Annotated in this window: 11 protein-coding genes and 1 pseudogene; 1 reads left to right on the top strand and 11 read right to left on the bottom strand. The window is 37.7% G+C overall.

Annotation, left to right across the window (positions count from 1 at the left end):
- Nucleotides 1-57: 57 nt before the first annotated feature.
- Nucleotides 58-198, top strand: a pseudogene (locus tag QZ114_RS01225) (helix-turn-helix domain-containing protein); the annotation flags it as partial.
- Nucleotides 199-1,017: 819 nt separating this feature from the next.
- Here QZ114_RS01225 and lacD read toward each other — a convergent pair.
- The 11 genes from lacD to recN all read right to left on the bottom strand — a co-directional run bounded on the left by lacD (nt 1,018) and on the right by recN (nt 12,095).
- Nucleotides 1,018-1,998 carry a tagatose-bisphosphate aldolase gene (gene lacD, locus QZ114_RS01220; protein ID WP_001229114.1) on the bottom strand — a complete coding sequence of 327 codons (981 nt, stop codon included), beginning with the start codon at nt 1,996-1,998 and terminating at the stop codon, nt 1,018-1,020.
- A 1-nt stretch (nt 1,999) separates the two neighbouring features.
- Nucleotides 2,000-2,929 carry a tagatose-6-phosphate kinase gene (locus tag QZ114_RS01215; RefSeq protein WP_295498767.1) on the bottom strand — a complete coding sequence of 310 codons (930 nt, stop codon included), beginning with the start codon at nt 2,927-2,929 and terminating at the stop codon, nt 2,000-2,002.
- A gap of 10 nt (nt 2,930-2,939) precedes the next feature.
- Nucleotides 2,940-3,455 carry a galactose-6-phosphate isomerase subunit LacB gene (lacB, locus tag QZ114_RS01210; RefSeq protein WP_295498764.1) on the bottom strand — a complete coding sequence of 172 codons (516 nt, stop codon included), beginning with the start codon at nt 3,453-3,455 and terminating at the stop codon, nt 2,940-2,942.
- 30 nt (nt 3,456-3,485) lie between these two features.
- The gene (gene lacA / locus QZ114_RS01205; protein ID WP_295498761.1) at nt 3,486-3,911 is read right to left on the bottom strand and encodes a galactose-6-phosphate isomerase subunit LacA; all 426 of its coding nucleotides are present in this window, start codon (nt 3,909-3,911) and stop codon (nt 3,486-3,488) included.
- Between the two features lie 276 nt (nt 3,912-4,187).
- A complete protein-coding gene (locus QZ114_RS01200; protein WP_295498759.1) occupies nt 4,188-5,081 on the bottom strand; it encodes an aldose 1-epimerase family protein in 894 nt (297 codons plus the stop codon).
- A 105-nt stretch (nt 5,082-5,186) separates the two neighbouring features.
- Nucleotides 5,187-6,662: a PTS galactitol transporter subunit IIC gene (locus QZ114_RS01195; RefSeq protein WP_295498757.1), complete on the bottom strand. Its 1,476-nt coding sequence runs from the start codon at nt 6,660-6,662 to the stop codon at nt 5,187-5,189.
- Nucleotides 6,663-6,708: 46 nt separating this feature from the next.
- Nucleotides 6,709-7,014 (bottom strand): PTS sugar transporter subunit IIB, encoded by a 306-nt coding sequence (locus tag QZ114_RS01190; RefSeq protein WP_295498755.1) that lies wholly within the window; start codon nt 7,012-7,014, stop codon nt 6,709-6,711.
- Nucleotides 7,015-7,049: 35 nt separating this feature from the next.
- Nucleotides 7,050-7,526, bottom strand: coding sequence for a PTS sugar transporter subunit IIA (locus tag QZ114_RS01185; RefSeq protein WP_295498753.1), 477 nt, complete (start codon nt 7,524-7,526; stop codon nt 7,050-7,052).
- Nucleotides 7,527-7,795: 269 nt separating this feature from the next.
- Complete coding sequence (gene lepA, locus QZ114_RS01180) at nt 7,796-9,619, bottom strand: translation elongation factor 4 (protein WP_295498751.1); 1,824 nt, start codon at nt 9,617-9,619, stop codon at nt 7,796-7,798.
- A 78-nt stretch (nt 9,620-9,697) separates the two neighbouring features.
- The gene (locus tag QZ114_RS01175) at nt 9,698-10,426 is read right to left on the bottom strand and encodes a metallophosphoesterase (RefSeq protein WP_295498748.1); all 729 of its coding nucleotides are present in this window, start codon (nt 10,424-10,426) and stop codon (nt 9,698-9,700) included.
- A 1-nt stretch (nt 10,427) separates the two neighbouring features.
- On the bottom strand, nt 10,428-12,095 hold the full coding sequence (gene recN / locus QZ114_RS01170; RefSeq protein ID WP_295498746.1) for a DNA repair protein RecN: 1,668 nt from the start codon (nt 12,093-12,095) through the stop codon (nt 10,428-10,430).
- Nucleotides 12,096-12,099: the final 4 nt, after the last annotated feature.

The raw sequence follows: 12,099 nt of genomic DNA, 5'->3' as shown, positions 1-12,099 counted from the left end.
ACGGATTTTTATGGTGGAATTAAGTATGAGACGTTTGAGTTAGAAATGAGGTCCACTATTACAAAACACAAACACCTCACCCTTTCAGACCGTAATGATATCCAACTAGATTTAGAGCGCGGGGAAACATTCAAAGCTATTGGGCAACTTATTCTAAAAGATCCAACTACTGTTTCTAAAGAAGTCAAACGAAACAAATAAGTCCGAGAGGCTACATATGATAACCTCCCTTGTCCTCTACTCGATAAGGCTCCCTTTTTTCTACACCAAAATAGGCTCCATAATATCCATAGGGGGTTACCCACTACAAATAGTATAGAGCCAAAAATGACCACAAATGAACTAGAAAATCATCCGATTTCTAATTCACCTGTGATCATGCCTAATATTACTTAGTAACACTCACCTTGTATTAACTTGTGATTTAAGTATAGCACAAGTAAGTTATTTTGTAAACCTTTACATACAACTTTTTTTTAAACTTAACTATGTTCTAAAATTTATCAAACAGAGGCTCTGTTTTTATTTTTTTTTGTAAATCAAAACAAAAACAGGAAGACAGAAAAATAAAAAAGTAGCTATATTTTTAAAATTCATTAAATCTAATAAACAAAGAACACAAGAAACTATAAAACAAAATACAGTTATTTTTTTAAAAGAATCATTCATAAAGAAATATCCTTTAAGGTAAATCTATGGTGTAAACTGAGAATATTGAAACAATACCTAGTCCTACAACTAACGCTTTAAAACTTTTTTTAGTAAGCATTTATCTTCTCCTTTTATAAAACAACGAATTGAAATGCGCATCTAAATATAGTTTATTCTGGCAATATTGTTTCTGTATTTTTTCCTTCCTAGCTCGTAAAATAAACTATACCTTATTTTTATTATACTTCATATAGTTACTTTCTAATTCATATTAACTTGTGATTAAAGTATAGCACAAGTCGGTTGTTTTGTAAACCTTTACATATAACCTTTTTAGATTCATGTTCCTAAACTAGGAGGACTTTCTTACACGCGTTCTTTCCATGAAGTTGCTGTTGTTTGAAGAACTTTGTTGAGTTCGTCAATGTTTTCAAAACCAGTTGTGCGAAGCCATTCGCGTGCTGCTGCTTCACCATCTTTGATGTAAGCTTCAACTGATCCAGCCCATGTTGCACGGCCACAAAGAACGCCATTGAAGTTTGCACCTGATTCGTGAGCAAATACAAGAGTATCTTGGAAGAGTTTAGCTGATACACCAGCACTCAAGTAGATGTATGGCAAGTTAGTTGCTTCATCTTGAGCTTTGAAGAAGGCTGCTGCTTCTTCACGTGTATAAACTACTTCACCTTCAGCGAAACCTTCAACATATTTAATGTTAACAGGAACTTCTACTTTCAAGACATCAATGTTAAAGCGTGGGTCTGAGAAGACTTTCATAGCACCGATAACTTTGTGTGGTTTTACTTTAGCGTATTCTACAGAACCTGCGTCAGCAATTTTTTCATCGTAAGCAAGAATTTCAAGGAAGAATGGAATATCTTCAGCCACACACTCAGAACCAATACGTTCGATGTAAGCTTGTTTTTCTTGGTTGAGTTCGTCTGAGCTATCTACATCGTAGTAAAGCAAGAATTTAACTGCATCTGCACCTTCTTCTTTAATACGTTTTGCAGACCAAACATCCAAGCAGTCTGGCAAGCGTTTTGTGCTTGTTGTGTCATAACCTGTTTTTTCATAAGCAAGGAGAAGACCAGCTTTTTCATCAAGAGCTTTAGTTGCTGGAAGTCCATACTCAGGGTCAAGAAGCATAGATGAAGCGTATTTAGTCAATTCATCTGCTACCAAAACTTTAAGTTCTTCCATTTGAGCCACAGTTGGTTCTTCTGTTTGGTGTTGAGCCATGAGGCGTTTCAAAGCACCACGTTGGTCAAATGCAAGAGCTGAGATGATACCATTTTCATCAGAAAGTTTTTCTAAGCGTGCACGTTTTTGTTCTGTTAAAGCCATTTTATACCTCTTTTACTATTAATTGATCATATAGAGCTTGATAGTTGGCCATGTTGACATGACCAGTCATTTTTTCTTGAGCATTAAGCATTCCAAGGACATTTGCCTTGATTAAAAGTTCTGCATCCGATTCTTTATGAAGAAGTCCTGAAGAAATTCCTGCCACAGTAGAATCTCCAGATCCAACAGGATTTACTACCTGAATTCTAGGAATATCTACCTTGTAGAAAGTGTCACCATGTTTGGCAAAGGCACCATTGGCACCAAGTGAAACGATAATCCATTCAATACCTGCAAATAAAGGTTCTTGAAGAACTTCTTTTAATTCCTCCAAATCCTCAGAAACTTCTCTTCCTAGAAGTTGAGATAATTCCTCATTATTTGGTTTGATGACTGTTGGTTTATGTGATGATTCAAGAACCGCCTGAAGTGCTGCACCTGAACAATCCAAAACAACAGGCTTACCAGCATCATTTGCAATTTTTACAAGTTGAGCATAGTAATCCACTGGAAGACCTGCGGGTAAACTACCTGAGATAGCTACTACTTCTACACTATCAAGAAGTTTTCCAAAATGAGCCAAGAAAGCTTGTCCTTCTTGTTCCAAAACTTCTGGGCCTTTTTCTAATACTTCTGTTTGGTTTTCACCATGTAGAATAGCGATACAGTTGCGAGTTTCTCCCTGAATTGAGAAGAAATCTTTCTTTACTTGATCATCGATATTTTCAACCAAAAACTCACCAAGTTTACCACCAACTAAACCAGTAGCAGCAACTGGATCACCAAATTCTGAAAGTACTCGAGTAACATTGAGCCCCTTACCACCAGCTGTTTTTGTAACATCAACAACTCGGTTGACAGTATCAATTTTTAACTCATCCAAAGGATAAGAAATATCAATGGATGGGTTCATTGTGACTGTTAAAATCATAGGTCACCTCTTAGTCGTGGTATTCTCCACGATCCCATTTTTCAAGGAATTCTGTAAAGAAGTTTGCATCAGTTTGTTGAGCATTGTGGCTTTCAACATGTTCAATCTTAGCAATCAATTTTTTGTTTTCTTCAGATGGTTTGTATTCAGCATTAATGAATGCTTCAATGATATCACACATGAGCAATTCACCAGTAATCTTACCACCAAAACCGATAACGTTAGCATTCAATTGTTCTTTGGCATAAAGAGCTGTAGTCATATCACGTACTAAAGCAGAACGGACACCAGGAACTTTATTTACAGCATTGTTGATACCAACACCAGTACCACAGATACAAACACCAAGATCAGCTTGTCCACTAACAACTGCTTCCCCTACTTTTTTACCAAAGATTGGGTAGTGAGTACGTGTATGGTCATATGTACCAAAGTCAATGACTTCATATCCTTTTGATTTCAAAAATTCTGAAACCGCCATTTTTTCATCTGTTACGATGTGGTCACATCCAATTGCAATTCTCATTTTTAACTTACCTTTCTTACTGTAATCTAATTAGCACATTTTGTTCAACATATCAACACGAATTTGGTGACGTCCACCATCGTATTTACCGTTAACAAATCCTTTAGCAATATTTTTAGCCAATTCATCACCAACAAGTTGTGCACCCATAGTGATCATACGTGAGTTGTTGTGACCACGAGTCATATAAGCTGAGCGTTCGTCAGAAACTTCTGCAGCAACCATTCCTTTGATCTTAGTTGCAACCATAAATGGACCAGCTCCATAAGCATCAATCACGATACCAAGGTTTTGTTCCTCTTTGTTTACTTCTTCAGCAACAGCAAGAGTCACATCAACAAAATCTTGTCCCTCTGCTGTAACATCCACAACGTGGAAGTTTTCTTTTTCCAAGAAGTCTTTCACAACTTCTTTCAATCTCAAACCTGCAGCATCTGCACCGATAACAATAGCCATATTGTATACTCCTTTTTATTTTTCTAGGCTAGTAAATCTTAATCGTAGAATTTTAACAATAAAGATTATCTAGCAGTTTATTAACATAAATTAATGTTCAGATGATAAACATCCTTACGATTCCTTTAAGAGGACTTAAAGGGATTTTCTTTAGAATCAAAGAAAATATAACAACCTACTATTTGTTTGCTTCAAACAGTATTTGTTGCTTACAAACATAATATACTCTTATTTTTTAAAAAAGTCAACAGTTAATGTTTGTTTTCTATTTTAATTTTAAAGAATTTGGATCGCAAAACCAATTTGGTCTACCTGTCCTGCTTCTAAGAGTCGCACATTCTTTTTATCTTCCAAATGATCGCCTTCTTCTAGCGATGTTGATAAGCCAGACCATGGTTCAAAGGCAATGAAAGGTCCCTTATTTAATGTAGACCAAATAATGAGATTTGAAAACTCTTTAAAATCTACTTTTAGACCTTTAGTGTGCTTACGAGATCGTAATGTAACCGTTCTAGATTTTAATTCATCTAATGTAACAGCATCCACACTAAAAAGATCGTAACTTAAATTTAATTCTTTTTGGTTTGTTAGCCATGGACTTCTATCTTGAAAATCCAGCATACCAGTTTCAGGGAAAGGACGTGGAACAGAGCAAGTCTCTTCTTTCTCAAACTCTATATAGTAATCTTCATAGGATTCATCGTCACTAAGAGGACAATTAAAACCTGGATGACCTCCTATAAAGTAAGGCATGAGCTTGCTAATTTCTTTATTGAAAATCTTGTATTGAGTCCGTACCGTCTTACCAGTAAGGCTATAAGTGATTTCTAAGCGGAAATGATAAGGATAGTTTTCATAAGAAGATTCATCATCTTCGATAGCAAAGGTTACACTATTATCAGTTTTTTCTACCAAATCAAACTCTTTTTTGCGAACTAATCCATGTCTTGGAATATTTCCTTTAGATTCATTTCCTTCACTATCTACATAAATAGCTGTGTCATTACGTAAAGAACCGCAAATAGGAAATAGAACTGGTGCTTGACCACTCCAGTATTTAGCATCACCTTGCCATAAGTATTCAATACCCTCATTGTCTTTTATTGATGAAAGAGCACCACCGAGTGTTGTAAACTCAACTGTTAATTTATCTGATTTTAATTCAATCACTGTTATTTACCTCCGAGATTTTATACTTAAGAAAAAGCTAGACTGTCACTCCCAATTAGGAAATTGACAACCTAGCTTTTACAATTTACATTTTATAGGAGTGCATTATTTTGCGTTTGCTGCGTATTCTTCGTTACGTTTGATCATTTGTTTTCTGTACCAAGCAAAGATACCGATATAGAATACAAGGAAGACTACTGCACCAAGGATTGCTTTGATATCACCAGTTGTAGTGTTACCAATTGTCCAACCAAGAAGTTTTTCAATTGGTCCTTCAAGAGTTGAGTGAGTAATCAATTGAGTTTGGCTCACACCTGCTGGGAAGGCACCTACACCTTTAGCAAGTTCTGTTGCAAATGGTGCAATAAGTGTACCTGAAAGAAGGAAGAGTGGCAACAAGAGTGTTCCGAAGATAATCATACGGAGCAATTTACCACGAGTTACAACCAAGAGAGCTGGAGTAACACCCATAGCGATGATACCTGCAAGTGGCAAGATACCATTTCCGACTTTTGAAAGAAGCACAGCTTCAATCAACATGATTGGTGCAAGTACGTTGGCACAAGCCCAGATTTCAGCACGACCAGCGATGAATGGCCAGTCAAGACCGATGTTAAATTTACGTCCTTGAAGACGTTTAGTAGCAACGTTTGTAATACCTTGTGAAAGTGGTTCTACGGCAGCGATGAACCATGAACCGATAAGTGAGAAGAGTTCCAAAGATACACCAGCTGTCAAACCAAGAGACAACCATCCTTTGATAACAAGACGCCATTTATCTGCATCTGCAACACCTTCAATTGGATGTGGAGTTCCCATAATACCGATAACAATACCAAGAATGAAACCGATAAAGAATTTAGAACCCCAGAAACCGATTTTCTTGTTCAATTTTGCAGCGTCAAAGTCATATTTATCAAGACCTGGGAAGAATTTTTCAAAAATCTTATCCAAAACCATGATAACTGGGTTCATCATGTAGTTCATGTGAGTTGATGTCATTGGTGATGAACTTGGTGCATTAAGAAGGTCATCAAATGTAGGTTTCATCAAGTCAGAGTTGATAATTTTCAACACACCAACAAGGACGATAGCTGCTGTAGCAATAAAGAGTGAAACCCCTTGGCTCACACCATTGTTGTCAGCATACCATTTAATCAAAAGACCTGTGATAGACAAGTGCCAGATATCGAAGATATCAACGTCAAGTGTATCTGTTTTCTTCATAGCAAGCATCACTACGTTGACAATCAACATGATGAGCAAGAAGTAAAGTGTCCAAGCAGATCCCCAAGTGATTGTTGCAAGTGGTGCCCAACCAACGTCAGTGATACTCAATTGGATACCTGTGTTTTCAACAAATTTTGCAAGTGATGCTGAGAAAGCACCATTTAGCATACCGATGATGGCACCGATACCTGTAAGAGCGATGGCAAGTTTGATACCACCTTCAAGCGCTTTGGAGAATTTCACTCCAAAAAGTAAAGCCAATACTGTCAAAATGATTAACATGATGACAGGTCCACCCATATCTAAGATAGGTGTGAAAAATTTTTTGATTAGGCCAAAGATTGCATCCATAACAGTTCCTCCCTTTTTATGTTATATGAATGTTAACAAATTAGAATTAGCCTAATCCGTGTTCTTTAATAGCTGCTTCAATATTATCAAATACTGGAGCGCTCATTGCTGGAATACGGAATAAGATTGGTCCAGCTTCAATTACTGGAATACCAGGGTCAAAGCCAAGGTCTGTAGCAGCAATTGGTGTGAAGATGTCATAACCTTTGATAAGGTCTTCGTTCACATCTTTAACCATAACTGCATCACAATGTACATCGTAGCCACGGTTTGCTAGTTCTTCTTCAAGAGCACTTTTAATTTGGTGACTTGAGTTTACACCTGCACCGCAGGCAGCAAGAATTTTAATCATATGGATCTCCTCCAAATTTATTTTTATAAACTAAGTTATGCTGTTGCTTCAGTAATATAAGTATAAAGAGCTTCTGGTTCAGTAATTTTAGCTAAATCTGCTAAATGTCCATTTCCTGTGAAGAAGTCCATTAACTGAGCAAGGATGTTCGTCTGGCTTGAACTTGAGTTATTAATGATAAAGAATAGTAATGATACTGGAACTTCCTTATCAGGTGCAATCATATTATGAAAAGTAACAGGCTTCTCGATACGAACAACTACAACTTTCTCAGCTAGATTATGAATTGTATCCGTATGAGGAATAGCAACATTTGGTAAATCTTTTCCCAAAAATTCCATATCTAAGCCAGTTGGAAATGACTTTTCTCGTGTAATTAAGGCTTCACGATAAGTTGGAGCTACGATTTCTCGCTCTTCCAATAAAGTTGCTACCTTATCAAAAAGTTCTTCTTGATTATCCGCTTCTAGACAAAAGACAAGATCTTTATCAAAGAATTGATCTAATCCCATAAGGTTTAACCTTCTTTCAATTAACTTTATGTTCTAAGTATAACACTATATGAAATCGTTGTCAATCATTTTCTGTTTTTTTTTGTCTCTTTTTCAAAAACTTTTGATTGTTTTTTAGCTTCTTATCAACAAATAAACACCATTCAAACAATTACTCTAGTTCAATCAAACATTTCTTTATCATTAAAAAATTTAAAAAAAGCAGGAAATTCGAATCCTGCTCATATTTTTTATATTAATAAGTTAGTTGCCAGTTAGTCCTCAGTATACTATTCTTCATCCATACTTAGAACACTTAGGAAGGCTTCTTGCGGTACTTCCACTGATCCAATGGCTTTCATTCGTTTCTTACCAGCTTTTTGTTTTTCAAGGAGTTTGCGTTTACGAGAAACGTCACCACCATAACACTTAGCAAGAACGTTCTTACGAAGGGCCTTGATATCTGTACGAGCCACAATCTTGTGTCCAATTGCCGCTTGAATTGGAACTTCAAATTGTTGACGAGGGATGATTTTCTTAAGCTTATCAACTATGAGTTTACCACGTTCATAAGCAAAATCCTTGTGGACAATAAAGCTGAGTGCATCAACCTTATCACCATTTAGGAGGATATCCATTTTCACCAGTTTAGATGGGCGATATTCTGACAATTCGTAGTCAAAGCTTGCATAACCACGTGTAGAAGACTTAAGTTTATCAAAGAAGTCAAAGACGATTTCGGCGAGAGGAATTTGATAGATAACATTAACTCGATTATCATCGATATAATCCATTGTCACAAAGTCTCCACGCTTGCGCTGAGCCAATTCCATTACTGCTCCGACAAACTCTTGCGGTACCATGATTTGCGCCTTGACATAAGGCTCTTCAATGGTCGCAATCTTAGTTGGATCTGGGAACTCAGACGGGTTAGATACATCCATAGACTCACCATCCGTCTGATTAACCTTGTAGATAACCGATGGAGCTGTCATGATGAGGTCGATATTAAACTCCCGCTCCAAACGTTCTTGGATAACATCCATATGAAGAAGGCCAAGGAAACCACAACGGAAACCAAATCCAAGAGCCTGAGATGTTTCTGGTTCAAACTGAAGACTAGCATCATTCAGTTGCAATTTTTCAAGGGCTTCACGCAAATCGTTGTACTTGTTTGACTCGATTGGGTAAAGACCTGCAAAAACCATAGGATTCATTTGTTTGTAGCCATCTAATGGCTCTGTCGCAGGATTGGTTGCCAAGGTAACGGTATCACCCACACGAGTGTCCTGAACAGTCTTGATAGAAGCTGCAATATAACCAACGTCACCAGTCGCAAGAAAATCACGACCAACTGCTTTCGGAGTAAAAATACCGACTTCGGTCACATCAAAGGTCTTGCCATTACTCATAAGCTGAATCTTATCGCCAGGTTTGACCACTCCATCCATGACACGCACTTGGAGAATAACCCCACGGTAAGCATCGTAAACTGAGTCGAAAATCAAAGCCTTAAGTGGCGCTGTCACATCACCCGTTGGTGCAGGCACTTTTTCTACAATTTGTTCAAGAATTTCTTCAATCCCAATACCAGCCTTGGCAGAAGCCAAAACTGCTTCGCTGGCATCTAAACCAATCACATCTTCAATCTCTGTACGCACGCGCTCAGGATCTGCAGCTGGCAGATCAATTTTGTTAATGACTGGCATGATTTCCAAATCATTGTCTAAAGCCAAATATACATTGGCAAGCGTTTGAGCCTCAATTCCTTGAGCAGCATCGACCACCAAAATAGCACCTTCACAGGCAGCTAAGGAACGAGAAACTTCATAGGTAAAGTCAACGTGTCCAGGGGTGTCAATTAAGTGGAAAATATAAGTCTCTCCATCTTTAGCTGTATAATTAAGCTCAATGGCATTCAGTTTAATGGTAATCCCACGTTCACGCTCCAAATCCATGCTATCTAAAAGCTGGGCTTGCATTTCACGACTAGAAACGGTTTCTGTTTTCTCCAAAATACGGTCTGCCAAAGTAGATTTGCCATGGTCAATATGGGCAATAATGGAGAAGTTGCGAATCTTCTCCTGTCGTTTTTTCAATTCTTCTAAGTTCATGATTCTCTTCCTTTCAGGGTATCTATTAATTATAAATTGTTTTTAACATTTTGACAAGACCATACCCTGTAAGGAGTACTAATCTTCGGCCACAAAGCCATCATTTTCGATAATGTAATGTTCTGTCATTCCTTGCTCTGTAAAGACAATACCATGAAGAACACCACCAAAGACAGCTCCACCATCCATACCGATTTTACCATCTTCTGTCATCCAAAGTTCAGCTGTCCCTCGATCTTGTTTTAGCAAACCATAAACAGGTGTATGCCCAAAGACAATGGTTTTCCCTGTATGATTAACCGCTTCATGGAATGGTTTTCTGAGCCAAACTTTTTTATAATCTGTCGTATCGTGCCAGTCATCTAGTGTCAAATCGACACCTGCATGAACAAAAATATACTGTTCCGTTTCTACTACAAAAGGCATTTGACGAATAAATTCAACCAAATCGGCAGCTTCAGTCGCAACACGTTTGGCATCCTTCACTCCATCTACAGGAGCATCCAAGGGACGACCTAAAATAGAGTTAATAGTTGTATCACCACCGTTTCTCCTGTAGTGATCATAACTTTCTTCAGGATCATCAAGCCAAGTTAAAAACATATACTCGTGATTCCCTGAAATACAAATAGCTCCATGATTATCAACTAAATCTTTAACCATTTCGAGAACACGGCGACTATCTTCACCTCGGTCAATTAAATCACCAAGGAAAAGCAACTGGGTTTGACCATTCCATGTCTTAAGAAGGTCTTCTAGCATTCCTGCTTTTCCATGGACATCTCCAATAACATAATAGTCTGTCATTTTATTTCTCCCTATTTTTCAACAATTCTCTTGCTTGGGTAAGGGCAGCTTCTGTCACATCATCTCCTGCCAACATCTTGGCAACTTCCTCCACCCGCTCTTCAATAGTTAAGAGACGAACGGTAGAAACCGTTGAATAGTCATTGCTAATCTTCTCAATAAAGAATTGGTAGTCAGAGATAGCAATCACTTGAGGAAGATGGGAAATAGCTAATACTTGACTATGCTGACCGATTTTATAAATCTTTTGAGCAATGGCTTGGGCTACACGACCTGAAACTCCCGTATCCACCTCATCAAAGACAATACTAGTCTTACCTTCCTTACGAGAAAAGGCTGATTTGATAGCCAGCATGAGACGAGACAATTCTCCACCAGACGCTACTTTTACAAGAGGTTTAAATTCTTCACCAGGGTTGGTGGAAATATAAAACTCAACTGTTTCATTTCCTTCACGACTGAATTTACCCTTAGTAAATTGAACTTGAAACTGTGCCTTATCCATATATAAATCTTGCAGCTCTTGCTTAATCTCAGTTTCCAATTGCTGGGCCAATGCATGACGTGCTAATGCAAGCTGACCTGCCAAATTTACAAGGTTTGCTTCCATTTTTTTGAGTTCAGCTTCCATTTCTGCTGAGGAAAGATTGTTTCCTGTCAAGTGATTGTACTCATCTGTTATTTTAGCAAAATAAATCAAAACATCATCTACACTACCACCATATTTACGTGTGATTGTATGAAGAAGGTCCAAGCGGCTTTCAACCTGCATGAGTCGATTGCCATCAAAGTCTAAATCATCAATAATCCCTTCTAAACGCTTGCTAATATCTTCTAAAACATAATAAGACTCAGATAAGGAAGCTGAAATATCTCGATATTCTGGATCGAACTCTTCCACACTTTCCATATCATTCATAGCTGAACGAACATTAGCTAGACTAGAAAATTCTTCATTGTCCAACATCCTATAGGCATTTGTTAAGGTATCAGCAATATTCTTATGGTTAAGAAGTTTATCTCGCTCTTGATTGAGAGCCAAATCTTCACCCTCTTTTAAGGAAGCAGCATCAATCTCTGCCATTTGAAATTCCAACATTTCGATACGAGCCTTATGTTCCTCTTGATTTTTCTTAACTTCAAGTACTTGCTTACGCTTCTTTCGGTAAGTGTCAAAAGTTTCTTGATAAGACTCTTTCAATTGCCAAAAAGCAGAATCTCCAAATTCATCCAACATTTGAATATGGCGTTGGGGACGCATCAATTCTTCTTGGTCATGCTGACCATGAATATCGACAAGGTGTTGACCTATTAAGCGTAAGACCGAGAGATTGACCATCTGGCCATTGACACGGCTAATACTGCGCCCATTTTGTAATATTTCACGACGAATAATGATTTCATCGCTCAATTCTAGACCCTGCTCTTCAAAAATATTCTCAAAAACACGGCTATTCTCAACGGAAAACAGCCCTTCAATCTCAGCCTTGGGAGCACCATGACGAATAACATCCGTAGTTGCTCTAGCCCCCAACATCATATTCATGGCATCGATAATAATGGATTTCCCTGCTCCAGTTTCCCCAGTCAGAACCGTCATCCCTTTTTCAAAATTGAGAGAAATAGATTCAATAATAGCAAAGTTTTTTATTGAAATTTCAAGTAACATACAG

The sequence above is a fragment of the uncultured Streptococcus sp. genome (assembly GCF_901875575.1).
Classification (GTDB): Bacteria; Bacillota; Bacilli; order Lactobacillales; family Streptococcaceae; genus Streptococcus.
The sequence above is the reverse complement of the archived record's forward strand: the minus strand, read 5'-3'. Positions and strand labels throughout refer to the sequence as shown.